29 protein-coding genes are annotated in these 26393 nt (G+C 41.9%); 19 read left to right on the top strand and 10 right to left on the bottom strand.

The window, feature by feature from the left end:
- Positions 1-259: 259 nt before the first annotated feature.
- From HFE01_RS22865 to HFE01_RS22825, 9 genes are all read left to right on the top strand, one after another.
- Positions 260-1168: an ROK family protein gene (locus HFE01_RS22865; RefSeq protein WP_031463469.1), complete on the top strand. Its 909-nt coding sequence runs from the start codon at positions 260-262 to the stop codon at positions 1166-1168.
- Between the two features lie 259 nt (positions 1169-1427).
- Positions 1428-2843 (top strand): glycoside hydrolase family 1 protein, encoded by a 1416-nt coding sequence (locus tag HFE01_RS22860; RefSeq protein ID WP_016818977.1) that lies wholly within the window; start codon positions 1428-1430, stop codon positions 2841-2843.
- Between the two features lie 156 nt (positions 2844-2999).
- Complete coding sequence (locus HFE01_RS22855) at positions 3000-3587, top strand: sugar O-acetyltransferase (RefSeq protein ID WP_019687167.1); 588 nt, start codon at positions 3000-3002, stop codon at positions 3585-3587.
- 166 nt (positions 3588-3753) lie between these two features.
- Entirely contained in the window at positions 3754-4305 is a 552-nt protein-coding gene (yfcE, locus tag HFE01_RS22850; protein WP_107735026.1) for a phosphodiesterase, read from the top strand.
- A 116-nt stretch (positions 4306-4421) separates the two neighbouring features.
- Complete coding sequence (locus HFE01_RS22845; protein ID WP_107735027.1) at positions 4422-5453, top strand: agmatine deiminase family protein; 1032 nt, start codon at positions 4422-4424, stop codon at positions 5451-5453.
- Between the two features lie 29 nt (positions 5454-5482).
- The gene (gene aguB / locus HFE01_RS22840) at positions 5483-6358 is read left to right on the top strand and encodes an N-carbamoylputrescine amidase (RefSeq protein ID WP_016818981.1); all 876 of its coding nucleotides are present in this window, start codon (positions 5483-5485) and stop codon (positions 6356-6358) included.
- 141 nt (positions 6359-6499) lie between these two features.
- Positions 6500-7030, top strand: coding sequence for a hypothetical protein (locus HFE01_RS22835; RefSeq protein ID WP_019687171.1), 531 nt, complete (start codon positions 6500-6502; stop codon positions 7028-7030).
- 288 nt (positions 7031-7318) lie between these two features.
- Positions 7319-9340: an oxidoreductase gene (locus HFE01_RS22830; protein ID WP_031463474.1), complete on the top strand. Its 2022-nt coding sequence runs from the start codon at positions 7319-7321 to the stop codon at positions 9338-9340.
- 216 nt (positions 9341-9556) lie between these two features.
- Positions 9557-10477 carry an aminoglycoside phosphotransferase family protein gene (locus HFE01_RS22825; RefSeq protein WP_025364809.1) on the top strand — a complete coding sequence of 307 codons (921 nt, stop codon included), beginning with the start codon at positions 9557-9559 and terminating at the stop codon, positions 10475-10477.
- A gap of 47 nt (positions 10478-10524) precedes the next feature.
- Here HFE01_RS22825 and HFE01_RS22820 read toward each other — a convergent pair whose 3' ends face one another.
- A complete protein-coding gene (locus HFE01_RS22820; protein WP_090891189.1) occupies positions 10525-10959 on the bottom strand; it encodes a hypothetical protein in 435 nt (144 codons plus the stop codon).
- A 176-nt stretch (positions 10960-11135) separates the two neighbouring features.
- Here HFE01_RS22820 and HFE01_RS22815 point away from each other — a divergent pair, with 176 nt between their 5' ends.
- From HFE01_RS22815 to HFE01_RS22800, 4 genes are all read left to right on the top strand, one after another.
- On the top strand, positions 11136-11585 hold the full coding sequence (locus tag HFE01_RS22815; RefSeq protein ID WP_107735028.1) for an immunity 63 family protein: 450 nt from the start codon (positions 11136-11138) through the stop codon (positions 11583-11585).
- A gap of 131 nt (positions 11586-11716) precedes the next feature.
- Entirely contained in the window at positions 11717-12700 is a 984-nt protein-coding gene (locus HFE01_RS22810) for an ABC transporter substrate-binding protein (protein WP_167438690.1), read from the top strand.
- Positions 12701-12733: 33 nt separating this feature from the next.
- Positions 12734-13759, top strand: a complete 1026-nt coding sequence (locus tag HFE01_RS22805) for a FecCD family ABC transporter permease (protein WP_107735030.1) — start codon at positions 12734-12736, stop codon at positions 13757-13759.
- Positions 13756-14763, top strand: coding sequence for a FecCD family ABC transporter permease (locus HFE01_RS22800; protein WP_107735031.1), 1008 nt, complete (start codon positions 13756-13758; stop codon positions 14761-14763). Before HFE01_RS22805 ends, HFE01_RS22800 begins: the two co-directional genes overlap by 4 nt.
- A 74-nt stretch (positions 14764-14837) precedes the next feature.
- On the opposite strand, the gene HFE01_RS22795 is transcribed toward HFE01_RS22800, so the two are convergent.
- The gene (locus tag HFE01_RS22795) at positions 14838-15413 is read right to left on the bottom strand and encodes an NAD(P)H oxidoreductase (protein ID WP_107735032.1); all 576 of its coding nucleotides are present in this window, start codon (positions 15411-15413) and stop codon (positions 14838-14840) included.
- A gap of 231 nt (positions 15414-15644) precedes the next feature.
- Between HFE01_RS22795 and HFE01_RS22790 the strand changes: the two genes are divergently transcribed.
- On the top strand, positions 15645-16028 hold the full coding sequence (locus tag HFE01_RS22790) for a winged helix-turn-helix transcriptional regulator (RefSeq protein ID WP_016818995.1): 384 nt from the start codon (positions 15645-15647) through the stop codon (positions 16026-16028).
- A gap of 73 nt (positions 16029-16101) precedes the next feature.
- On the opposite strand, the gene HFE01_RS22785 is transcribed toward HFE01_RS22790, so the two are convergent.
- The 4 genes from HFE01_RS22785 to HFE01_RS22775 form a co-directional block, all read right to left on the bottom strand.
- Positions 16102-16530 carry a VOC family protein gene (locus HFE01_RS22785; protein WP_090891185.1) on the bottom strand — a complete coding sequence of 143 codons (429 nt, stop codon included), beginning with the start codon at positions 16528-16530 and terminating at the stop codon, positions 16102-16104.
- 198 nt (positions 16531-16728) lie between these two features.
- Positions 16729-17331: a hypothetical protein gene (locus HFE01_RS27435; RefSeq protein ID WP_243208241.1), complete on the bottom strand. Its 603-nt coding sequence runs from the start codon at positions 17329-17331 to the stop codon at positions 16729-16731.
- A gap of 93 nt (positions 17332-17424) precedes the next feature.
- On the bottom strand, positions 17425-18141 hold the full coding sequence (locus tag HFE01_RS27430; protein WP_226888699.1) for a hypothetical protein: 717 nt from the start codon (positions 18139-18141) through the stop codon (positions 17425-17427).
- A gap of 28 nt (positions 18142-18169) precedes the next feature.
- Positions 18170-18682 (bottom strand): histidine phosphatase family protein, encoded by a 513-nt coding sequence (locus HFE01_RS22775; protein WP_044786536.1) that lies wholly within the window; start codon positions 18680-18682, stop codon positions 18170-18172.
- A 335-nt stretch (positions 18683-19017) separates the two neighbouring features.
- Here HFE01_RS22775 and HFE01_RS22770 point away from each other — a divergent pair, with 335 nt between their 5' ends.
- Together HFE01_RS22770 and HFE01_RS22765 are read left to right on the top strand one after the other, a co-directional pair.
- Entirely contained in the window at positions 19018-19209 is a 192-nt protein-coding gene (locus tag HFE01_RS22770) for a DUF3934 family protein (protein ID WP_044786534.1), read from the top strand.
- Between the two features lie 140 nt (positions 19210-19349).
- Positions 19350-20042 (top strand): pseudouridine synthase, encoded by a 693-nt coding sequence (locus HFE01_RS22765; protein WP_031463481.1) that lies wholly within the window; start codon positions 19350-19352, stop codon positions 20040-20042.
- A 54-nt stretch (positions 20043-20096) separates the two neighbouring features.
- Here HFE01_RS22765 and HFE01_RS22760 read toward each other — a convergent pair whose 3' ends face one another.
- Genes HFE01_RS22760 through HFE01_RS22745 form a run of 4 tightly spaced genes read right to left on the bottom strand, consistent with a single transcriptional unit; the run spans position 20097 to position 24097 of the window.
- Positions 20097-21200 (bottom strand): GerAB/ArcD/ProY family transporter, encoded by a 1104-nt coding sequence (locus tag HFE01_RS22760; RefSeq protein WP_044786533.1) that lies wholly within the window; start codon positions 21198-21200, stop codon positions 20097-20099.
- Between the two features lie 12 nt (positions 21201-21212).
- The gene (locus HFE01_RS22755) at positions 21213-21440 is read right to left on the bottom strand and encodes a hypothetical protein (RefSeq protein ID WP_016819002.1); all 228 of its coding nucleotides are present in this window, start codon (positions 21438-21440) and stop codon (positions 21213-21215) included.
- A gap of 6 nt (positions 21441-21446) precedes the next feature.
- Complete coding sequence (locus HFE01_RS22750; protein ID WP_260631843.1) at positions 21447-22625, bottom strand: Ger(x)C family spore germination protein; 1179 nt, start codon at positions 22623-22625, stop codon at positions 21447-21449.
- Between the two features lie 44 nt (positions 22626-22669).
- Positions 22670-24097, bottom strand: coding sequence for a spore germination protein (locus HFE01_RS22745; protein ID WP_044786531.1), 1428 nt, complete (start codon positions 24095-24097; stop codon positions 22670-22672).
- Between the two features lie 293 nt (positions 24098-24390).
- Between HFE01_RS22745 and HFE01_RS22740 the strand changes: the two genes are divergently transcribed.
- The 3 genes from HFE01_RS22740 (at position 24391) to HFE01_RS27715 (ending at position 26237) form a co-directional block, all read left to right on the top strand.
- On the top strand, positions 24391-24759 hold the full coding sequence (locus tag HFE01_RS22740; RefSeq protein WP_044786529.1) for a hypothetical protein: 369 nt from the start codon (positions 24391-24393) through the stop codon (positions 24757-24759).
- Between the two features lie 126 nt (positions 24760-24885).
- Positions 24886-25728 (top strand): alpha/beta fold macrolide esterase, encoded by an 843-nt coding sequence (mle, locus tag HFE01_RS22735; RefSeq protein ID WP_025364815.1) that lies wholly within the window; start codon positions 24886-24888, stop codon positions 25726-25728.
- Positions 25729-25967: 239 nt separating this feature from the next.
- A complete protein-coding gene (locus HFE01_RS27715; RefSeq protein ID WP_323744158.1) occupies positions 25968-26237 on the top strand; it encodes a DUF6809 family protein in 270 nt (89 codons plus the stop codon).
- Positions 26238-26393: the final 156 nt, after the last annotated feature.

Here is a 26393-nt window from a genome sequence, read left to right as displayed (position 1 = left end):
TCATGATGATCGACTAATCGAATGGAGAATCATATTCTTGCGTACGGGTTGTGCAAATTGACTTATTGCAGACCGGGCGTTATATTACAGCTTATTATTAACCTTTTAATAATCACTTCAAAAGGGGTGTATTCAAATACAACCAGTCTCCAATAATACCATTCGGGTCAAACGAATTAATGTAGAGCTAGTTAAAAACACACTGAAATCCAAGGAATTTGCAACCAAGTCGTCTATAGCCAGTATTACAGGACTTAGTGTGGCAACCTGTGGGAATATTCTGAATGAGCTTCTTCAAACCGGAGAAGTATTAGAGATGGAATTGGAAGAGTCGAGTGGCGGTCGCCCGGCTAGACGGTACAAATATAACGCTGATTATTCCTATATTATTTGTTTAACTGTGAAAACAGAAGGAGGAGTACATTCTCTTACTTATGCTGTGGCCAATATGCTTGGCGATATTATCGCAGAGAATACATCCGTTGTGCCGCATATTGATTATGAAGTTATAGATGACCAAGTCGGAGAGCTAATTCATACCTATGGAAACGTCAAAGCCGTTGGTATTGGCATTCCGGGGGTTGTTCATCAAGGGGTTATTGATGTCTGTGACCTTGATCTGCTGATAGGAGTCCCTGTAGGACCACGCCTTCAAGATAAATACGGGTTAGAAGTCACCATTGAAAATGATATGCATCTGACCGTCTATGGATTTTATAACATGCAAAATTATGATGAGGACAAAACCTTTGCTATTGTTACGTTTCCCAAGGATAATTTTCCGGGAGCGGGTTTTATTGTCGATGGACATTTGTTAAAAGGAAATACCAAATTTGCTGGGGAAGTTTCCTTTTTACCCTTTGGCATAACGAGAGAGGAACAGCTTAAACAGTTAAATAGCACACAGGAATTTGTTCCTTTGGCGATCAAAACGATAACATCCATTATTGCGATTATAGACCCTGTATCGATCGCTTTGACTGGAGAGTTATCTAAGCCAGCACTGTTGGATGATATTTATAACGGCTGTCTTAAAGATGTACCCAAAGAACATATGCCTGAGATTTTTGTAAAAAACGATACGCACGATGAATACATGTATGGGTTGATTTCAGTTACCCTTGAAAGCCTGACCTACAATTTACAATTGGTGGAAAAAAGAAAATAGAAGCCTTCCGCTTTGAAGAATAGCTCACCCAGTTACAATTGGTAATTAACGGATAGATGGGTCGGGACGTTGTTATAAATATGGAAGTAAGTATTGGAGATAATACGATTATAGACTCTGCAAGTTTTTAAAATAATACTTGACATGAAACGCGTTACAAACCTTAAGATTCAATTAGAAGTACTTTATAAACATTAGCGTAGAGGTAACGTGTTTATGTCCTAGTTAATGAAAAAACATCAGCAAAGGCGGAGAAAATATGAGTACACAGTTTCCAAAAGATTTCCTGTGGGGCGGAGCAGTTGCTGCTAATCAGCTCGAAGGCGCTTATCAAGAAGACGGAAAAGGCTGGTCCATTCAGGATGTAACTCCTCGTGGTGGCTGGGGGCCGGTTACGGATGTACCAACAGAAGATAATATGAAGTTGATCGGTATTGATTTTTACCATCATTATAAAGAAGATATTAAACTTTTTGCGGAAATGGGCTTTAAAGTGTTCCGTACTTCCATAGCTTGGTCACGTATCTTCCCTAAAGGTGACGAGTTGGAACCTAATGAACAAGGCTTGCAATTTTATGATGATTTGTTTGATGAACTTCATAAATATGGCATTGAGCCACTCGTTACATTATCTCACTATGAAACACCTTTACATTTGTCCAGAGAATACGATGGTTGGGTAAACCGTAAGCTTGTTGATTTCTATGAGCGCTATGCAACAACTGTATTTAATCGCTACAAAGATAAAGTAAAATACTGGTTGACATTCAATGAAATCAACTCCATTCTTGAAGCACCCTTCATGAGTGGCGGGATTAGCACACCAAAAGATCAACTTAGTGAACAAGATCTTTATCAAGCGATTCACCATGAGCTGGTAGCGAGTGCAAGAGCGGTAAAAATCGGTCATCAGATTAATCCTGATTTCAAAATTGGTTGTATGGTACTGAGTATGCCTACTTATCCGCTGACACCTAATCCAGACGATGTAATTGCAGCAATGGAATTTGATCACAGAAACATGGCATTTGCCGATATTCATGCAAGAGGTCAATATCCAGGTTACATGAAACGTTTCTTCAAAGAAAACGGAATCTCTATTCATTTTGAGCCAGGTGATGCTGAAGATCTGAAGCATACGGTTGATTTTATCTCGTTCAGCTATTACATGAGTACTTGTGAGACTGCAGACGAAGCTAAAAAAGTCAAAGGTGAAGGTAACATCCTCGGTGGGGTGAGCAATCCGCATCTCGAGGCAAGTGAGTGGGGCTGGCAAATTGATCCGCAAGGTCTGCGCTATGTGCTGAATACATTCTATGATCGTTTCCAAAAACCACTGTTCATCGTTGAAAATGGTCTGGGCGCTGTGGACGAGCTTATCACCAATGAAAAAGGTGAAAAAACGGTTGAAGATGACTACCGGATCAACTATCTGAATGATCATTTGGTTCAAGTTGGGGAAGCGATTGAAGATGGAGTAGAGGTTCTGGGCTATACATCTTGGGGCTGTATCGACCTTGTCAGCGCGTCGACTGCTCAGCTTAAAAAACGTTATGGTTACATTTATGTTGACCGTCATGATGATGGCAGCGGTACACTTGAAAGATACCGGAAAAAATCGTTCCACTGGTACAAAGAGGTTATTTCCACAAACGGTGGAAGCTTGAAACGCTAATTTATTAATAAACCAGTAACTAAATTATAAAAAACATAATGATGTTTTTTACGTGGCGACCGCCTCTGCTTTATTATGGGGGAAGCGGTCGCCAATTTTTTTATGAGCGTCATTTACCACGAGAATCTAACTACATAAACGGAGTGTGGACAAGCGATGACAGAAAAAGAAAAATCACAATTAGGACTCCTATACAATGCTAATTATGATGAAGAATTGATTGAGGAACGTCTATACGCCAAAGGTCTCTGCTACGAATATAATCAGCTCCATCCTAGAAATATGGAAGAACGAGAAACACTCATCAAAACTTTACTAGGAAAGACAACGGATAGATTCTTGATTGAGCAGCCTTTTGTGTGTGACTATGGGTATAATATCGAAATCGGTGAAAACTTTTATAGTAACCACAATACGATCATGCTTGATGGGGCAAAAATAGTGTTCGGTGATAATGTATTTGTTGCTCCTAACTGCGGATTTTATACTGCGGGTCATCCTCTTGATGTGGAACAACGTAATGAAGGGTTGGAAATTGTATTTCCAATTACTGTGGGCAATAATGTTTGGATCGGTGGTAATGTTTGCGTTCTGGCGGGCGTCACGATAGGGGATGATTCAATTATTGGTGCAGGAAGCGTTGTTACCAAAGATATTCCCTCTGGTGTGATTGCCGCAGGGAACCCTTGCAAGGTCATCCGTAAAATTACCGAAGATGACAAGCACAAGTATAAAAGAAATTAACCATAAAACTACAGTTCATTTGGAACTGTAGTTTTGCGTCTTTACAGAGAACTACCAAACGTAAAGAAACATTTTTGCACAGATTTGTTCAGGGAATAATGTAATAATGAACGTAAGAGGAATATTTCCAAATTACTATGGCCTATTCAGAAAGGAAGGAAAAACTATGAAATTAATGTTTATATCAGATATTCACGGTTCACTGTATTGGTTGCAATTGGCACTGGAAAAGTTTAGGCAGGAGAAAGCTGACCGCCTTGTCTTGCTTGGAGATTATATGTACCATGGACCGCGTAATCCGTTACCGGAAGGATATAACCCGGCGGAAGTGGCTGCTATGCTGAACCAATATAAATCCCACATTGCGGTGTCGGTACGCGGGAATTGCGATGCAGAAGTGGATCAGATGTTGCTGGATTTTCCGATGATGGGTGATTATGCTTTACTGTACCATGAAGGACGGCGAATCTATATCACGCATGGACATGGTTTTAGTATCGGAAATTTACCGCCACTAGAAGCGGGTGATGTATTCATTCAAGGACACACTCATATTCCGGTAGCAGATGTGGAAAATGGGGTCTTTGTACTGAACCCTGGTTCAATCGCATTACCAAAAGAAAATTATCCATCCTCTTATGGTGTGCTTGAGGGAGCACAATTTACCGTGAAGGATTTTGATGGCAGTACGGTGAAAGCAATCACCTTTTCAAAGTAATTTCTCAAATTTCAATGTAAATTATTAAAACTTTTCCGCTTCGATTGAGACAAAGATCATATTATTGTATGATAGGAGCGGAGTCTACATTCTGAAAAGAAAGAGAGTTTCAATACATGCAAATTAAGGATTCACATTATAAGATGCCGCCTGAATGGGTGCCACATGAACGTACGTATATTTCCTGGCCTGTAAAATCTTCAATGGTTTACCCCGATATGCATGCCGAGGTATGTAAGGGTTATGCCGAAATCGTAAGTGCTATGGCGGAATTTGAACCAGTTACCGTAGTCGTAAATCCAGATGATCTGGAGAGCGTTAAAGCGCTTGAGCTCGGGGAACGGGTAGAACTGTTACCAATAGAGCACAGCGATGCGTGGCTACGTGATAACGGTCCAACTTTTCTGACGGATGAGCAGGGTCAGTTGGCAGGTATTAACTGGAAGTTTAATGCTTGGGGCGGCAAATATGCTCCATGGGATCTGGATGACCAGGTTGCGCCGCAAATACTGGACAAACTTGGAGTTCCGCGGTTAGATGCACCGCTAGTAATGGAAGGCGGCTCACTGCATGTAGATGGCGAAGGTACTCTAATTACAACCGAAGAGTGCTTGCTCAATCCCAACCGCAATCCGGAATTAAGCCGAGAAGAAATAGAACGGTACGTATGCGAATATACAGGTGCCGAGAAAATTATCTGGCTAAAACGTGGACTCAGTGGCGACGAAACGGATGGTCATGTGGACAATATTGCTTGCTTTGCTGCTCCTGGCAAGGTCATTATGCAAGTATGTGATGATCCTGAGGATGAAAATTATGAAATCACGCAGGAAAATCTGCGTATTCTAGAGCAAGCAACGGATGCCAAAGGTCGTAAGCTGGAAGTGATTCAAATCGGCCAACCGCCGCGTGTGGATTATGAAGACAGCCGACTGACACTGAGCTATATTAACTTCTACTTTGTGAATGGCGGCATTATTTTGCCTGTGTTTGGCGGAACTGCTGCTGAGAGTGATCTTGCAGCCCAGCAAGTGCTGTCAAAAGTATTCCCGAATCGCAAGATCCGCACTGTAGATGGTATGGCAGTTATCCGTGAAGGCGGTAACGTACACTGTACAACCCAGCAGATGCCTGCTGTAAAGCGTTGAACGATACAACATTTATAAGGAGGACTAAGGTGAGAAAAGTAAAAGTGGCAGCAACTCAAATGAGCTGTTCTACCAATATCGAAGAAAATATCAGCAAAGCAGAGAAGTTGGTACGTGAAGCGGCGGCCCAAGGCGCGCAAATTATTTTGCTGCAGGAATTGTTCGAAACTCCATACTTCTGCCAGAAGGAAAAGTCTGATTATTATGTATATGCAACTGAGCTGGAGCACAACAAAGCGGTTAACCATTTCAAGAAGATTGCCAAGGAATTGCAGGTTGTGCTGCCAATCAGCTTCTACGAGAAGAAGAACTATGCTCGTTACAACAGTCTTGCTGTTATTGATGCAGATGGTGAAGTGTTAGGTAAATACCGCAAAAGCCACATCCCGGACGGCCCTGGGTATGAGGAAAAGTTTTATTTTAATCCGGGCGACACCGGTTTTAAAGTGTGGAATACACGTTATGCCAAAATCGGAGTAGGCGTGTGCTGGGATCAATGGTATCCTGAGGCGGCCCGCTGTATGGCGCTTATGGGCGCAGAAATTTTATTTTACCCGACAGCCATTGGTTCAGAACCACAAGATTCCTCCATTGACTCTAAGGATCACTGGCAGACTTGCATGCTAGGTCATGCAGCTTCCAATCTGATTCCAGTCATTGCTTCCAACCGTATCGGAAAGGAAACCGATGAAGAATCCAGCATCAATTTCTACGGCTCATCCTTTATCGCTGGCCCTCAAGGGAATAAGATAGCAGAGGCTGGTCGTACCGATGAGGAAGTGCTTACCGCCGAATTTGATCTGGACGAGCTGGAAGTAGGACGGATCGAATGGGGCATTTTCCGTGATCGTCGTCCCGAACTATACAAAATGATTGCCACCTATGATGGTGATCTAAAAGTATAATCTGTATACAGATAGATATATTTCCCTTGCCGTTAAGCCGTGATGTTTCTTTTTTTGAACTCACACGGCTTTTCGAGCGGGGGATTTTTGGTTTCTAAATGGAAGTACATCTTGTGATAGATCGGAGGAAGGAGAACAGCAATGAGGCATAAGAGGATAGACCAATCGTTAGCACAGTTCAAAACTTCGACAGAAGAAAATCAAGAATGGGGATACTCGCGCGCAAGAGATATGGCTATTTTGGGCTTTTGGGACGAGTACACGCTATCTGCGCAGCGTTTATGTGAACGAATGGCTACCGAAACCCATCAAATGAGACCTTCTGAGTACGTTCCGTTCCCAACTCAGTTTGAATGGCTGGAACAAGGAGAAACAGACTTGATTATAGATGGAATATGGTCAGCTGATTTACATGGTGATCATTGTCTGTTTGTGAATATTGGGGAGCATCACCCAGAACGGCATACATCGATTGAAGCTTATATTTACGATACGCAGGTGATAGATGAGGGATTCTTCCTTCAATATCTGAACACCTCTCCTAAAGCCAAAGCCTACACACCTTCATTTAGCAAAAATGGATATGCTACAATGTGTGAACTGTTGGACAGATATGTTAGGGAAGGTATATTGGAGCGTAGGCCCTACGGTTTCAAAAGAACGGATACATAGGTGAATAACGAATAAAGTATGATTTGGGTTTGAGCTGAAAGGAACATTTCTTAAAGGATGGTTCCTTTTTTTATGTAGCACTATATTTTATCTATAGACTGAAACTATGATTCAGCGCATAAAATAGCATTAGAATTTATAGATCGAATAATATAAAATCAAGTCATAAGGAATGATCGTACTCAATAAAACTTCGATATTCTTTAAAGTGAAAAAAATCACATATATGAGTTATGTAATGAAACTTGAAAATGAATGAAATTTGCAAAACTGCAAGGAGGAAGAACTATGAACCACTATCCTGCGATATTTGAACCTCTGACCATACGGCGTATGACCTTGAAGAATCGGATTGTAATGCCCCCGATGGGAACCAACTTTGCTGCCATGGATGGAAGCTTTGTTCAGGATCATATTGACTATTACGTACAACGGGCCAAAGGGGGGACCGGCCTGATCACAGTAGAAAATGTTTGTTTGGATTTCCCTATGGGTACGAACGGAACAACCCAGCTGCGGATGGATAATGATCAGTTTATTCCTGGACTGTTTAGATTAACAGAAGCTCTGCACTCTTACGGAGCATGTGTTTCTGTACAAATTAACCATGCGGGTGCTTCGGCTTATGCTGGACGACTGAACGGAGTTCAACCCGTTTCTTCTTCGAATATTCCTTCTAAAAAGGGTGGAGCGATTCCAAGACCTTTGCAAAAAGAAGAAATTTATGCCATTGTGCGTAAATACGGAGAAGCAGCGGGAAGAGCACAGCGAGCAGGATTTGACTGTGTTGAAATTCACGCGGGACATTCCTACTTGCTGAGTCAGTTTCTTTCGCCGGTGTACAATAAACGTACGGATGAATTTGGCGGCAGCGCAGAAAACCGTACTCGTTTTGCCAGATTAGTCATTGATGAAATTCGTTCAGTGGTGGGTCCATTCTTCCCCATTTGCTTACGTTTTAGTGCGGAGGAGTTTACAGAAGGTGGGAATACCTTGGAAGATACACTGGAGTTACTGGAGTATCTCAATGATGAGGTAGATATTTTGAACGTTTCTGCAGCTCTAAATGATTCCATTCAGTACCAGATTGACGGGATGAACCTGCCAGATGGTTGGCGCTCTTATATGGCTAAAGCAGTAAAAGATAAATTCGGAAAGGTCACGATGACCTCAGGTAATATACGGAGCCCACAGGCTGCGCAGGACATATTGGAAAGAGGTGACGCTGATCTTTTGGCAATGGGCAGAGGCTTGATCGCAGAACCGAACTGGGTACTCAAAGTGCAAAACGGCTACGAGCATTTGCTTAGAAAATGCATCTCCTGCAACATTGGTTGTGCCGATCATCGTATCTCCAAAAGTAAACCAATTTGCTGTACGGTAAATCCAGATTTGTTCAAGGAAGCTGAATACCGGAAACAACGAGTTAGAAACAATGTCCAAGTCGTTGTGATCGGTGGGGGTACCGCGGGAATGGAAGCGGCCTGTACAGCGGCTGAGGTAGGCTGCCAAGTAACCCTCTTTGAAGAAAAGGCAGAACTGGGTGGCCTTGCGCGTGATATTGCACGCTTACCAGACAAAACGCGTATCAATGACTTCCCAGATTATCTGATTCAGCGCACCAAGCAATTAACCAATCTGAATATTGTCACAGGCACACGAGCAGATCTGACGATGATTAGTGCTCTGAACCCTGATATTATTGTTAATGCAACGGGGGCCAAACCGCTGCTTCCACCGATTGCAGGTCTGCACGATCAACTAGGAAAACCGGGTACAAAAGTATTTTCTATCTTTGATCTGTTGAACAATATGGAGAACTTTCAAGAGTTTGAAGGCAAACGTATTGCTGTAGTGGGTGGCGGAGCCGTGGGACTGGATGTTGTAGAATATTATGCAGAGCGCGGGGCTCAAGAAGTTTCCATTATTGAAATGATGCCTTTATTGGGTAAGGACCTGGATATGATTACCCGCATTTCAATGATGAAAATGGTCGAGGAACGAGAAGTGAACGTCCATACAGAGACAGCTTTGACGGAAGTGTGCAGCGACCGTTTCAAAGTAAAGCGTGGAGAACAGGAGTTTGAGATTCCTTTTGATCTCGGATTCGTATGTTTGGGTATGCGTTCATACACTCCGCTGATGGATAGCTTGCTTCAATATGGAAAAGAGCATCAAGTGGAAGTTGTAAACATCGGAGACAGCAAACAAGCGCGTCGTATTATTGATGGTACACGTGAAGGTCGGAATATTCTGAAAACCATTCAACGAGTAGACGAATTTAAAAATGAGTTTTCCTATGCTTACTAAATTGAGGGTATAAGTGATAGGTACTTATGATAGGTAATTATAATGGGTATTTATGATAACAACTCATTTTATAGTCAGGTTGAAGAGACAATTTGTCTTTTCAGCCTTTTTTATTTGGGTTTATGCTGGCAAGAAGATTGATTCCTCCCTCATTTTGAAGGTAAACTATGGAAGGCATAGCAAGCAAGGCTATTATTAGCGTGGGGGGATGCGAGCGTGAGTCAACTCTTTAGTGAAATACCGGGTGCCAGCGCATGGAGCAACGTGCAAGAAATACATAAGGGCTGGTCCAGTGACAACAAGTATCATATTCAAACCGCTGACGGTAGGGAGTTACTATTGAGAATTTCCGATTTCACCCAATATGACAAGAAACAGCGAGAATTTGAATCCGTAAAAAAGCTGCATCATATAGATAATATTCTAATGTCCCGTCCGCTTGATTTTGGGATATGCAACAGCGGACAGTCGGTATACTCTTTATTTACCTGGGTCAACGGGGAAGATGCTGAAGGTGTTATCCCATCGTTAAACGCCGAACAACAGTATCAACTCGGGGTTCAGGCGGGAGAGGTATTGGCTAAATTGCATGAGATTCATGCAGAGCAGGACCTGGTCCCATGGGCTGAACATTATAATGCCAAAATCAACAGATATATTAGAAACTTTAAGTCATGCGGTATTGTTTTAAAAGGAGCAGATCAAACGATAAGCTTTATTGAACAAAACCGTCATCTATTAGAAAATCGCCCCCAAACATTTCAGCATGGGGATTATCATGTCGGTAATATGGTGGTTACCCCATCTGGTGAATTGGGGATCATTGATTTTAATAGGCTGGATTATGGTGATCCCTGGGAAGAATTCAACCGTATTACCTGGTGTGCAGGATTAAGCCCATTATTTGCTTCAGGTCGTATTCACGGTTATTTCCATAATGATGTACCGGATTTATTTTTTAGATTAATGGCACTGTATATTGCAAGCAATCAGCTTTCATCGATTCCCTGGGCCATTCCATTTGGCAAAGAAGAGGTAGACGATATGGTACAACAAGCAGAAGAGGTTTTGGAGGCATATGATTGCTTTCAAATCTATATCCCGAAATGGTATCTACCTAGTTGTCCTGACTTGTAAAATATGAAGACCGCCGCTCCTGAGAGTGACGGTTTATTTATAGTGCTTTATGATTGTTTCTTAATCTTATAGGTGAATTCCCAAACGGCTTGATGACCTGAATATCGTCCACGATTTTCAGTAATAGTGACTCTTAACTTAACGGTAGAACCTTTGGAAGAAACCGAAGTGACCTTTACATTTTTCGTGATTTCGCCTACATCAGGAATTTTGTCTTGTTCCTCAGCGTACGCATACAGCTTAATGCTGCTACCCGACTTGGCTTTTACTTTTACGCTGTTACCTTCACTAATGGACTGACCAGCCACCTGGGCAGCGATGGCCCAATCGTTGCCTACATGGTCATTCGAGACCAGGGTTGCTTGCTGAAACGTAACGATATACGTGGATGTTGCTGAAGCTGCGAGCGCGTACGTTCCATTGAAGATTAGGGATACCACTACCAATAAAATAGCCGATGCTTTCGCCCATACTTTATTCATTTGCCTGTCCCCTTCAATTTAAAATATCGAGGAAAATCCCTCTATTCTAATTATCGTTTGCAGTAAAAAGAATTGTTAATGGTTGGTAAAAAAATAGTTTAGTATTTTATTGCATTACTTATAACCTAATATGATGATGACTTAAATTTTAGTATAGAAAAGGAAGATGAAATAGGATGAGAAAAATATACAATGAACAAGAAATCATAGAAATGACCGTTAAGCTGCTCGAACAAACTTCGATGTACGAAGAACAGTATGAGCAATATGTAAGTCGACCTTTCCGTACAGGTTTTTATGATGATCTGAGTCCGCATGTGAAAGTTGGCAAACAGGGATACACGCTCCAAATGTATGAAAGAGGCGTACAGATACTAAATAAGCTTACGAAAGATGTAGAGGATGTGATGTATTGGATCATCGAAGATACGATTCATATCATTGCTCACCTAAATCTGCTTCGTAAATATAAAGTAGATAACCGAAATACTCATCTAAAATATACCAAGGAGATCATGAAGGAGCTGACAACTGCAATAAATAAAGCATTTTATGAAATTGGAGGAATCTATCAGGAATGGCATGAAGCGAATAGAAGGGCAACGTTGGAAAATCCATTAAAGTAACTAAAACTTAAAGAAACAGTTGACAATCTTGGAGGAGAAATTTACAATTTTATATTAGTGATAATGATTATCAATATCATTAATTTTAAGTATGCTCTACAATTACAATATGTTAAAGGAGAATTTACAACATGCATTATATGATGAGCAAGAAATTTTACATGATTTTGTGTGCATTATTCGTAATAATCTTCGTTATTTCAGGGTGTGGAAATGCTGGCAGTTCCTCAGATTCATCTGCTCAACCTGCATCTTCGGCGAAGGAAGAGGCAAGCAGTGAGTCTGGTACACGTACAGTCTCTACGATAAAAGGAGATGTAAAGGTGCCCGCTAACCCCCAACGGGTAGTGGTGAACTGGTATATTGGCGATGTATTCACGCTGGGAATCAAGCCAGCTGCGGTATTTGGTTGGAAACAAGAAACCATGCCTTATTACGATAAGTTTAACGGGATTCCTGTCATTGAAAAATGGGAGACCGAGGAAATTATGAAGTACGATCCAGATCTCATCATTACATATGATACAAAAGATTATGATAAGCTGTCCAAAATTGCACCTGTTCTTGTAATACCTGAGGGTAAAATGACATCTGTGGAACGGATGAAATTCCTTGGTCAAGCCACAGGACATGATGCAGAAGCGGATAAAGTGATTTCACAGTTTGAAAGCAAGTTGAGCGAGGCCAAAGAAAAACTAAATTCCGACATATTCAAAGACAAAACGTTTAGCATTTTTGAGGACTGGGGCAGTGGCTCCTACGGAATATATTATGAAACAGGCTCACGTGGAGGAACGTTAATTTACGATTATCTAGGACTTCACAAACCGGAAAAGCTCAACACACTGATTAAAAATTCCGGAGAGAGTCGAGGTTCTTTATCCTATGAGGTAGCTGCTGAATACTTTAGCGATTATGTCCTGTGGTTTAAGCAGGAAGGCAAAGAATCCGAATATGCGAAAACCAAAATCTGGAGCAGTATTCCAGCCGTAAAAAATGGGCACATCATCGAAATTCCAGCGAAATATGCAGGATTGTTCTACTATTCGGACGTTGCTAGTATGACAGGACAGCTAGATTATATTATTGGCAAATTACTGGAACAAACGAAGTAATGATGCATAATTGACCAACTAAGGGTGTAATCAATGTCTACTCACAAAGAACGAAATAAAAAAGGAATATTTCATTTTGTAAGCTACATGATTGTGGGAGTGTTTCTGCTCATGATAGTTTCCGTAGCATCCATCACCTTTGGTGCTGCGGAAATGAGCTTGAAGCTGGCATGGGGGGCTGTATTTCAATTTGATCCCAATATTACGGAACACCAAATTATTCATACATTGCGTTTTCCACGCACTGTGGCGGACATCATTGTTGGGTGTAGCCTAGCTGTGTGCGGGGCGATCATGCAGGGAACGACTCGCAATCCATTGGCCGACTCGGGACTCATTGGTATAAGCTCAGGCTCGACATTTGCTATTGCGCTATGTATGGCCTTTTTGCCAGGGCGCACCTATGGTGAAACCATGCTGTATTCTTGCTTGGGCGCAGCAATCACCACAGGAATTACGTACTACATCGCGTCTATAGGCAAATGGGGGATGACGCCTCAGCGCTTAGTGCTAGCAGGAATGTCCATCTCTATGCTCTTTGGTGCGTTCAGCACTTTTATCGCAATTAAGTATGAGATTGGTCAAGCACTTGATTATTGGTCTGCTGGTGGGACAGCCAGTGCCAAGTGGAGTGAACTGGCTTTCATTTCACCACTATTTGTAGTGGGCTTGGTCTGTGCTATCGCCCTGTCTCCCTCCATTACGATCTTGAGCTTTGGAGAGGAGGTGGCATCAGGCCTAGGAATTCGAGCGAATAGAATCAAGCTATTTTCAACCTTAATCGTATTAATTTTAACGGGGTTATCGGTTATTGTAGTCGGTCCTGTTGGGTTTGTAGGTTTGATCGTGCCACACATTATACGCTATCTGGTCGGTACAGATTATCGATATATTATTCCCGCCACAGCGTTGTATGGAGCAGTATTTCTACTGGCAGCAGATTTGCTGGGTCGAATGATTAATCGCCCTCATGAAACGCCGCTAGGCATTATTTTTGCTTTGGTCGGCGTACCCTATTTTCTCTACCTTGTGCGCAAGCAAAGGAGGGAGTTTAGTTGAATCTGTCCCGCAATAGCAGGGGTATAAGCATTATTTTACTGTTAACCGTGTTGACACTGCTGGTTGCCATACTCAGCATGAATGTCGGGAAAATGAATCTGTCCCCACTCGAAGTTTTCAAGGTCATCATCGGCGAAGGAACGAGCAAGCAGAATCTGATCGTATTTGAATTTCGACTGCCACGTATTGTGCTTTCCGTATTAGTGGGTATTGGCATGGGGATATCGGGTTGTATTATGCAAAGCTTGCTCAAAAACGACATGGCCAGTCCAGGGACACTAGGCATCAGCTCGGGCTCGGGGTTATTCGTGCTTTTATATATTACGCTGTTCGCTAGTGAGGGATTACTATCGCCTATTATTCTTCCAGGGCTGGCTTTTGCAGGCGGGCTCACAGCAGCATTTTTGATTTTTATGTTTGCTTTTAGGCGGGGAAGAGACATTTCACCTACAGGCCTAATTTTAACGGGTGTTGCTATGGGGAGTGGCTACAGCGCATTGTCGCTGCTACTGACGCTCCGATTAGACAAGCAACAGTATGATTTTGCTCTGCGTTGGCAGGCTGGAGATCTTTGGGGGGATGACTGGAGCTATATTATGGTGCTGCTCCCCTGGGTGCTGATCATCTGCTTTTATGTTTTTTACAGGTCTAACACACTCAATACGCTGAACTTGGGCAATCAGACAGCATCGGGGCTTGGCGTAGCCATTAAAAGGGAATTTATCGGCTTGACGATCGCAGCAGTGGCTCTGGCTTCTGGTAGCGTGGCACTTGGTGGGAATTTCTTTTTTGTGGGCATGGTTAGTCCCCATTTGGCTCGCAGGTTGGTAGGACCCAATCATAAGCTGCTGTTACCTACTACTGCATTGGTTGGCTCGCTCGTTATATTGATTGCTGATACCCTTACACGCACGATCAGTTTTGGTGCTGATATTCCAACCGGAATCATAATCACTATCTTGGTTACCCCTTATTTTCTCTATTTGTTGTCGAAGGCCAGTTAATGTTTAATGAAGGAAAAAAACGCTAACCCACTTCCACGGAAATTATGGATGGGTTAGCGGCTTGTAAATAAAGCCTAATCCTTGGCATAATTCAGACCCAAGCGATAAGCTTGGTCCAGCAATATTTCATAATGAGCAGAATTTGAACCCAGAGTCTCATCTAAGAATTCAACCTTGGAGTTGGAAACACCGCAATAATCTGCAATACCCACATTCAGCAAATGAGTAATCATTTCATCATAGCTACGCTTTTTCAGCTGTTCTTTCGAAACGCCGGACAAGCCAATCCACAAGATATGCTGATGATGAAGGTGATTCGAACCGTACGCAAACCCATTGTTCCATACACGGTCAATATAACCCTTCAGCATAGCTGGCAAATGCCACCACCAAAGTGGAAAAATAAATGCCAACGTATCATGCTCCTTCAACCGCCTTATTTCCATTTCTACTTCAGGGGAAAAAGACTGCTCCGCAACGGACCAATCCGGTTCATCTACTCCTTTTAAAACAGGATCAAAACCGATCCCATGCAAATCCAATATCTCATAATCGTGGCCCGCATCGACAAGACCTTGTACGAAACGACCGGCAACCTTAAAGGTCAGGGAATCTTTTCTTGGGTGTGAAACAACGACTAGTACTTTCATGTTTTCACTACCTTTCTCAATAGGCTAACTTCTAGGCATGCTCCATGCTTGCTGCTATTATAAACATTAGGAAAATAATCTGGAAGTACGCACTTTTACGTTCTATAGGATAATACAGGTGCCATAGGAACATGGAAGTGCCCTAGGTAGATTACCTAAATTGACCTGAGTCACGAATTGAAGTGATGGGTTGTTTTTAGCAAACGTAGCCTTCTAAAGGAGGATTAAGGAATGAATGAACCGACCAAAAATAGGGTTCAAAAGAAGTATCAAGTTGGAGTGGAAGCAGCTTTAGAGGTAATGGGAGGAAAATGGAAGCCTTTAATTATCTACCATCTGATGACAGGACGGAAACGATCGTCTGAGTTTCGTCGGTTAATGCCCGGCATTACTCAAAAAATGCTGACCACTCAGCTCAGAAGCCTGGAAAAGGATGAGATTGTTACACGAGAGGTTTATAATGAAATCCCACCTAAAGTGGAGTATGAGTTAACGCAGTACGGCTGGGGATTAAAACCCGCACTAGACCATTTATGCTATTGGGGAGAGAATCACCTGGATAAGATCCATGGAGACAAATCCAAGGTTTTGGAAGAATTTCAAGGCTGCGATTGATATGAAGCCCTCACAAAGCATTCAATCAGAAAAGCTTGCGAAGGCTCCACTGTCGTATGACAATATAAAAGGCCTATCTGCCGGTCATTTCGTTATCATAGCTTAATTGCCATTCAATTCCAAACTTATCTTTAAGGCTACCGTAGCATTTGCTCCAGAATGTTTCTTGAAGCTCCATGTTTACGGTCGCGCCTTCTTTTAACTTATGAAAGTACGAACGAATTCTCTCCTCGTCCTTATTGACGATGGCGAGGCTAATGTTGTTTCCCGCAACAAAAGGCATACCAGGAAAAACGTCTGAAAACATCACATTACTTCCATCAATTTGAAGCCGCGTATGCATGACCAGATTTTTGGCTTCTTCTGGTAGAGGATAATCGGGGTTGGGCGGTGCTTCCCCGAACGTCATGATCTTTGGTTTCTCAGTCCCAAAAGCATGTGCGTAAAATTCTGCTGCCTCGCGACAGTTTCCATTAAAGTTAAGATAAACATCAACTGACATCTGCGTCATTCCCTTTTGGCTGATTTTTTACAGGCTAATTTCTTATTTTCATTATTAACCTGTGCACAAGCAAAAATACACTCTTGCTGACATGCTAACACGTAGCCGTTAAGGGGGAGCGTCTTTTAAAGGAAAGTAACCCGCAAAAAGGATGCTTGCCCTTAAACAAACTTTTTGCGGGTTATGATTATGGATTGTCTAGATGGAAATCAAGTTTGGAGAGGCTGGATGATAGAGCAGATGACGTGAAATGTCGCCGGGATGCTGTACGAAAAGTGGTCCCCAAGCAGGATTGGTGTCGTGCATCAGCTTTAACAGCGATATCATCCGATTAAATATAACTTGCAGATCCGCTTCGCGAGAAAGACCCTCGGTGATAGCAGCAGCTACCACATGCGCAGCGTAGAAGCCGGAACGGTGCTCGTCAGTAAGCGAACCTGTAGTTTGCAGCAAGGTTCGTAAATGTGCGGCGACGCTCTCATCCTCGTTTCTCCAGTTCTGGATTTCATCCAGACTGTGGTTTTCGAGGCTTACAAGTTTAGTCTTCATAATGGATTCTGCCACAATACGTGCAGAACGTTTTGCTGTGTTAGCGTCGATAGCTCTGCCGTTAAGTTTAATATTGGACAAATCCTTGTCGGTTTCCGATTCAATGATTTCCGCCCATGCTCCAGCTTGGTCAAATTCCAACAGTGCAGTGGCGTAGGCACCCAAGTATCCCCGTAAAATATCTGAGGCGTGTGGATCACGGGCAGGTCCCTCATTTCGAAGTTGAGCCCTGCCGGAAAACGCGGCATTCATACCCCGAAAATAACCGACTAAACCAATGGCAGCTGCTGGTCCCAAATTTAGGATACCCAATACATCAGACGCGGTTTCATCAATGCGAGAAGCCTAGTAGTCCGGTAGCTCTTGTCCAATATTTTCGCTGTTTAATCTGTTTCTGACGACATTGGCCAACTCTTGAAGTAGACCCAGATCAGCATGCAAAATATCATGACCACATACTTCATGTGGGATGCTGGACCAAGCCATTAGACCGTTTGTCGCATGTGCAGGAGGAAGGCTAACTATAGCTGCTTGCACTTTAAATGCGGCTGTGGCGTCAGCGGGCCATGTGTATGGGCCATTTTCCGGCGCTCCCCATTTTACAAGAGCTGGAATGATACTGAGATCTGGTTCTTTTATTCCTTGGCGATCTTCTGCGCTAAGAAAACCGTCATACAGGTCGCTCACAATTTCCTGAAAAGCATCGGTCGCGAGGACACTGTAGCCTTCTCCATTTTGCAAAATGCTCTGAGCAATATCCAGCATGAGTCCGGCAGCTCTAGTTCTGCTTGGGTCCTGAATTAAAATTTCAGTGAAGCCTTGTTGCCCGAGCTCGTCCAGTTCTTTAATAAACGGACTTGCAACCGTTTCTTGATATATTTTAGGCAGCTTGGCTTTGGCCGCGTGGAGTCTTCCCATCAGTTGATGATAGTCTGTAGGATCTGACGGTCCCTGAAGATTGGAGAGCACAGCCTTCTTCACATTTTCGATACAAAGAGACATGTTGGATACATCCGGTTTGGTAACAGTAGTGATGCGATTTCTTTCCAGCATTCCTTGCATAATTAGTTTACCTCCCAGTTTTTTTGAATTAAACTACAACAGGCTGCATCGTATTCCACAAACGCTTTACCTGGCACTTTCCATCACGAAACGTTAAAAGATAGAGATCCGGATTTGTTATCTCCTCCAGAACAAAATCTGGAGCATAGTGATGCAACAGAAGTGTTAGGATCAAGCGATGAGTGACTAACAGAAAGGTGTGTTGATCGCTTTTCAGCAATTCTTCCGTTAGGGAAGTGACTCGGGCGATAACCATTTCATCTGATTCCTCTTCGGTAACGCCTCTTACTCCTTGCTCTCTAAGGCGGTTTCCAGGTGGACCAAGTTTGATTTTTAATCTTTCTTCGATGATTTCCGCAGTCTGCCAGGCTCGCGTATATGGACTTGAAATGAAACGGTCTACATGTAAATCTTCCATTTGGGACAGAAAATCAGCTAACTGTTCCGCCTGATTAAAGCCATCTGAACTGAGTGGAGCATCTGGCTCGTTACCAGTTCCAATACCGTGGCGAGCCACATATAGCTTTACATCAGTACTCATTTAACACCCCTCTTTCTTCGGATAAAATTATCCTTTAAAGGAATTTAAGTAAACATTTTTTTCGCCCAGAGACTAACATGTGTGAGCTTTCACATGATTATGCTGTCCTTTTTTTGACACCTAATTTTTGCGAAGTTAAAATCTAAAAATCCAAAAAAATACAACTATAACAAACGGTAAAGCTACTTATCGCAGATTTATAGTAGATCAGGACTGATATACATAAATATTTTCAATTCATTGCTTCTGTTTTCAAAACAAACAGGCATTATGTTCAAAGTAATGGTATGATAGCTTAGTTAAATCTGAACGACTAGTCATGGAGTGATTATAATATGGGTGGAAAAAGTAAGGGTGGCGGAACCGGCAGAGGTACGGGAAGTAAAGGCTGGACACGCTGGAACAAAACAGCGAAGCCAGTAAGGCGGAAAAGCGTTGCTGCAAGTGCGCCGGGAAATACAGCGACCGGAGCTGCAAAAGGCGCTGCTGCCAAGCCAAATGGGAATCGAGGCGGCAGAAGTAAGTAAGCCGAGCATGTATAGGGTTGTTTTCAAAGTCGAACATCTGATTATGCATATGTAATCAGATGTTTTTTTAATAAAACAATACAGATTTACTCTCTATAGTTATCTATAAATCTGATACTACAATGTAAAGGAAGTGAATCATGCGAATTAACAAGTACATTAGTGAGACAGGATTCTGCTCACGTCGGGAAACGAACAGGCTGATTGCAGCAGGGCGGATTACAATTAATGGTAGCGTATGTGAAGCGGGTGCGGAAGTAGAGCCACAGGACATCGTGTTAATTGATGGGGAAACTATCCCAGTTAACCGTAGTAAACCCGTATATTTGGCATTAAATAAGCCTATCGGCATTGTATGTACGGCAGCGGAGCAAGTGGAGGGCAATATTATTCGTTATATCAATTATCCTTCACGTATTTTTGCCATTGGCAGACTGGATAAGGCGTCAGAGGGACTCATTTTATTAACCAACGATGGAAGCATTGTCAACCAAATGATGCGTTCCGAGCATGGTCATGAGAAGGAATACGTGGTGAGGGTAGACAAGCCTGTTACAGATGAATTTACACAGACCATGTCTCGCGGCGTTGAAATATTGAACGTCATTACCAAACCGTGTAAGGTTGAACATATAAGCGAATACGAGTTTCGTATTATTTTGACACAGGGATTGAATCTGCAAATTCGTAGAATGTGCAAGGCTTTGGGCTACAGGGTGCTAAAGCTGGAACGTGTTCGAATTATGAATATTACCTTGGATCATCTGGAACGTGGGCAATGGAGACATCTTGAGAAGGAGGAACTGGAGCTACTTCTTGCTAAATTGCAATAATGAGTACAACAAAAGTTTATTTGAGGACCGTATGTTTATACAGCCAACGCAACTTTAGTGATACTTTTTACGTAATTTCAACGAGCCGCCTACCTTGCCCATCAGCCATAACACAATAGGAAACACAATACCGAAAATCATGGCGTAAAAAGGCCATACTGAAAAAAACATGGTTATAAACTGCATGTTTGGCCAGATAGAACGAACCATTGCCATTGCAATTAGGATCAGAGGAATTAAGAGAGAGTTAGCGCTCCGCAGGCGAAAAGCATTTGCAAGCCCTTGCGCTGACACATATAAAAGCAGTGCGAGTCGGAAAAAAATGGTGACAAACCAAAACACGGCAACAAAAATTTCAAACCGTTGAAGAAACTCTCCGCTACTGATTGTTCGGTTAATAAAAAAAGTAGGAAACGTCAAATTAGATACAACACCTTCACTCATCACTGCGATTATTTGTAGAACCATGAAAAAATACATGCCGCCGCTAATCAAAGCACATGTTATCACTGTCTTTCTCCACTTTTTTGGATCAGGGATGTACTGTGCGAAAAAAAGATACAGAAATGCCTCAAGATAGGGAAAGGCAAACAAATTGAACGAAGCGAGAACGATAGGGTTTAAACCATACTCAAAAATAGGGAGCACATTATCTATGTTGCTCTCAGGAAGAAGGGTAATCCTGACCAAAAGATACAGAACAAGAAGGAAAAAAAACAGGATTTCCGCACAACGGCCAATTACAGCAGGGCCTGATCGAACGGCGAAATAAATGACTATTAGCATGATGAAATATATCGCGTCGGGGGGAGTTTCAGGCATAATAGCTATCGTGATAAAGTCGCCCAGATTTCGAAGCGTCATAATGAACACAAGAAAGGGAAAGAAAAAAATGAAAACGATGCTGATTGTCCCGCCCAAAAAAGGACCGAAGAGGCAACGGAGATGCTCTACGAAAGATTTTCCCTGTATTTGCCTAGCGATGGAGGCATATAAAGGTATCAATAACAGATGAAACCCTAAGGAGACTGGGATGGAGAGCCAGGCATCTTGTTTTGCGGTAGCGGTAATTGCCGCTGGGAGTACCAGATATGCGCTTCCTATTTGATATAATGCAAACCACATAATAGCTTGTCGAACGGTCAAGTTGGAATTCATCCCAATACCCCCTTAAGATAACATTTCTGTAAGTAACCGGCTTATCGGTTGAAATAGGATTTGAATGCCCGTCAGTGGAGTCGGCAGTTTAATGCTGACGATCCGTAGGATAATCAATATGACGCCTATAATCAACAATATTGAGCTGAATACAATTTCACGTACGTATTGTTTCTCTTTAAATTTTTTAAACTCATACAACGATGCTAAAATGGAAGTTACGAGAATAACATAAAGCATATGTACTCACTCCTGATTGTGTATTCCCATATCAATTGGACTGGTAATGTCTCCGAACCGAACTAAACGATAATTGAGCTGAATATCCACTTTAAGAGTTTGGAATTTTTGTGGCCAATCCTCTTTCCATCTATGCCATTCATGCGGGAACTTGCGGTGAAAAGCTTCTCCAAATCCGAATATATCGGAACCCATTTGTTGTGCGTTTCGAATGCCTCCCTTCAAAGACTGTTCCAGATGCTCCTTAGCTGTTTCTTGAAGATTTCTAAATGTCTCTTCATTCTTAAGGTTGGCATTGCACGAGACCGTTCCGATATTGGATTCTGTATCCACAATAAGAGAAATGCGTGGCTCATGGTCTATTATTTCCGGGCGTATTTTTACTTTGGAACGGATTACTTCAACAACAAATTTTCCTTTGGAATTCGGACAATTGATGGAAGCTACGGTACTGGAAACACGGTTGGATATATAGGTAAAGGCTTTACTTTGCGAATCATCCATCCAATCGATAAGTCGATCGCCCTTGAAAACACCAATTCCAGTGAAAAAATATTTAACATGTTGGGGCGACTTTGTCACATTATCAATAGTTAGACCTTTTTCTAGGTTTGTCAGTCGAATACCGGTGAGAACTGGTTCAATGCCATCCTTCGTAAATTTCTGCAAAAGATCTTTTACATTGACTGCGGAAGTTGGAGCCCATGCTTTTTCAGAGTTCTTTAATGCCTTATACATATCCATTGCAGGCAAGACCTCGGTTGGAGCTACAAAAGTAACGGCCTCCTTTGCTGAGTTTTCTCTGACAACGGCCAAATAGAAATCAGGCCGAACTTCATGGTCACGGAATAGAAAGTCCAGCGGCTCCTTGATTCCTTTTTTCGCTGTTTTTTCATCAAAAATGACAAATTTTAAGTGAGACATATACATTTTTCGGGACGATTCTGTTGTTAATTTTCGAATAGCTTCAAATATGGTATCGGCGCGTTTGGAAAAAACGATCGTTGGCGTCCGTTCCATGGGGGAATTCTGAGACATTTTCGATGGGTCAACCACTTGTAAACTGACTTCATATTGGTCATCAACTGCGTCAATGCCCAGAGCCATCACGACGGAAATTGCGCTCAATTCCTTACTGTTCCAGCAACCCGTAAGAAACACCATTAGCCAGATGCACATAAACATTAATAAAATGGTGGATCGGTACGAGTTCATGATGGTCTACTCCTTTAGTTTTTGCGTTGTTTTTTAGTTTTATATGGAAAACGCAATATGGCGTCCCTCTGCTCCGACGATTTGTAATTGGCAAAGGGACTCAAATACGGTACACCGAATGAATGGAGCCCATTTAGATGCACAAAGAGCATGAGAATACCAACAGTCAATCCGTACACACCAAACATAGCGGCTATGCCTATGAAAGCGAAACGTAATATCCGAATTGGAATAGCAAAGGTGTACGAGGGAATGACAAAGCTCGAAATGGCAGTTATTGCAACAACAATGACCATAACAGCCGAAACGATGTTTGCTTCTACAGCTGCCTGGCCAATCACGATGGACCCGACAATAGAAACGGCTTGACCGACCGTCCGTGGCATACGGAGACCTGCCTCCCTCAGAATTTCAAAAACCACTTCCATGATCATCGCCTCAATAAATGCTGGGAATGGAACTCCTTCACGTTGCGCAGATAAGCTTAATAATAAAACTGTTGGAATCATATCCTGATGGAATGTCGTTAATGCGACATAAATGGCCGGAGCCAACATACAGATTGTTAGGCAGATGTACCTTAATATTCGAATGATACTACCGTAAACATAGGACTGATAATAATCTTCTGCGGATTGGAGGAAATCTGCAAACACCGCAGGTGCAAGGATGGCGAAGGGAGATCCATCCACAAATATTGCAATTTTCCCCTCCATGATTCCTGCTGCAATGGAGTCTGGGCGATCAGAATTATAAAAGAGTGGAAATATCGTGAATTGCTTATCTTCATGGAGACATTCTTCCAAATATTCGCTTTCAAGCACACCTTCTACTTGCATGTTCTTTAACTTGGATATCATGTCCTGCACCTTTTTTGGGTCAGCGACTCCATGTAAATACATGACAGATATATCGGTCTTAGTTTTTTCGCCAACTTTTACCGCAGTAAGACGTACTCTTGTATCCTTCACCCTTCGACGAACCATAGTCGTATTCGTACGTAAAGTTTCTGTAAACGCTTCTTGCGGACCTCTGACCACTGGCTGTGTCTTCGAGTCCGAAATGCTGCGTTCTTCCCATCCAGGCAAAGAAATGACCAGACCTTCATCCATATCGTCCAGTAGTAGGAGAAGACCACCCGAGAGAATCTGTTCCAAGGCATCTTCAAAGTTTTGAGTGAAGCTTGCTTCACCAATGTCCAAAATTGCGTTTTTCAATAACGGTAAAGTAATCTCATCAGAGGAGACACGATCATGCAACGGGCGGATCACGTTGTCCTGTACCTTTTGCATGTCAGTCATGCCGTCCAAATAAAAAAGAGCGGCGTGTTTATGGCCAGCTGTGATTTCACGAACAACAAAATCCGAACTGTTTCCCATGAAGTCACAAATGAGCTCGATATTCCGGCATAATTGTCTTGAAAATTTGGTATGTAACTTCATTATTACCCTCCTCAGATTCGTAGTATTAACAATAATCCGAAATAATACCACAATAATCCATGATTTATTCATTTCGTTAAGATTAATAACATCTTTAACGGTGGAGGATACAATACCTGCAATAATACTATGTAAAGAGTTTAATTTATCCAAATTTCAATTCATCCAATTAATCAAACAGGCTACAGATGACTATCTTTTTTTGGAATAGTTTGCTTGTGTAGTATAATATTTTTGACGGATATTCTTTACTGTCAATTCATTTAAACATCCAGATAGAGAGGGATTTGATCATGCTATTCATTACAAAAAAATTGATCGATAAGCTAGCAGAACCTTATAGAGAATCTGACATGCTTATCTGCTATTCAACTCCACAAAGCTTTTCGGCTTATACAAGTCGAGCTATATTACTTCTAAATAATGATCGGATTATTATGCTTTTCCTCAATTTATTTTCCACTAAAGTAGTACAAAAAGTTGAATTTGAAGTAGCTGATTTACAAGAGCAAAAATATTATTCTGGACTCCTGTCTTCTGTAATATGGTCATTTAACATCAATGGGCAGCATTGGAGGTTCAGTATAATGAGAAAAATTCTTCCGCTTGGCTCTATGCAAAGAGATTTTCTAAATTTCTTGCAACAAAATATCTTAAACTAGCGACCGAGTAGATCGGTTATTCCTGTTTGTCTAAGGCAGAGGCACTGGAAGTACTTAATAAGGATAAGTGATGAAGGTAATATTCGGTGTTTTTTTGTTATATATCATTGAAGGGAGGAATTCTACATGAATGAACTACTTATAAAAAGCGATGGAATAGAAATCTGTAGTGAGAGTTTCGGCGAGCGAGTTCACCCAGCAATATTACTGATTATGGGCGCTCAATCCTCACTGATCTGGTGGGAGGAAGAATTCTGCCAGCGTTTAGCTGATACAGGTCGTTTTGTCGTTCGTTACGATAACCGAGATGTCGGACGTTCTACAACTTATGAACCGGGTCAACCAGACTATACTTTTGAAGACATGGCAGATGATGCGATTCGAGTTTTGGATGCTTATAAGATTGAACAAGCGCATATCGTAGGGATGTCTATGGGCGGAATGCTGACTCAGATGATAGCTCTACGACATCCAGACAGAGTATTAACGGTGACTCTTTTAGCCACGTCCAATTTTGCTCCCGATCTTCCACCGATGGAGGAAAAGGTTATGGACTATTTCTCGAATATGGAAGCAATAGATTGGACGAACGAACAATCGGTGGTTGATTTTGTGGTGGGTAGATCAAGAATTCTAGTAGGTTCAAAGCATTCCTTCGATGAGAATAAGGTTTATCAATTGGCAAAAGAAGAATGGAAAAGAAGCAATAATATGGCTAGTATGAATAATCACGCAATGCTGTCAGGTGGAGAATCCTATTTGGCTAGGACAGGGGAAATAAACGTTCCTACACTGGTTATACACGGTACTGAAGATCCGATTATCCCTTATGAACACGGAATACATCTTGCTAACGAAATTCCGGGTGCGTTTTTACTGGCATTGGAAGGTGCCGGACATGAGATTCACTATGACGACTGGGATTTAATTATCGATTCAATTTCAAAACACACTTCGATGCCAAATTAGTTTAATCACCCGAACAATTAGATCAGATAAATTAGAGTAGAAAATGCAACTTTGTCAAAGTTGTCATTAGAAAAGTAGAGCTCTATCCTACGGGGTAGGGCTTTTTAATGGTTTCTAGTGATATATTCGCTAAATCATCATCATTGACATTACAATGGGATATTCTATTTTCAGGGAACAAAATGCATCTACGATTCTGGAATTTACACAAAATCTTATTAAAAGGGAGAAGAAGATGAATATATGAGTATCTTGGAGGATTTATACTATGGAAAAGGTACCCAAGCGAACGAACCAAACCTAAAAACCCTGAGCTTGAGCTAGTCCATCAGAAAATATCCGCTTCTATGAAAGCATTAAAAGCAAAATTGTCGGAACAAGATTACGAATTAATCGAAGAACTATCCAATTTAAATGATGTACTGATTTCTATATTATCTGCCTCAGATTATATTTCAGGGTACAAAGCAGGGGCTTTGACGATAATTGAAATAATTGATGGGATATGATGGGATAAACTACCGAAACTAAGAGATCGAGCTTTCAATGTATCGGCTTATTTTTATAAGGTGAATCATATAACTTAAGTAAGATGTATTTTAGGAATGGACAGCAAAAGAGAAGTATTTGAATAAATATAAGTCAGAGGTCATAGGGAATAAGTC

Source organism: Paenibacillus sp. EKM10P (assembly GCF_011800655.1).
Taxonomy (GTDB): Bacteria; Bacillota; Bacilli; order Paenibacillales; family Paenibacillaceae; genus Paenibacillus; species Paenibacillus polymyxa.
Note: the sequence above shows the minus strand (reverse complement) of the source record. Positions and strands in the feature narration are given on the sequence as shown.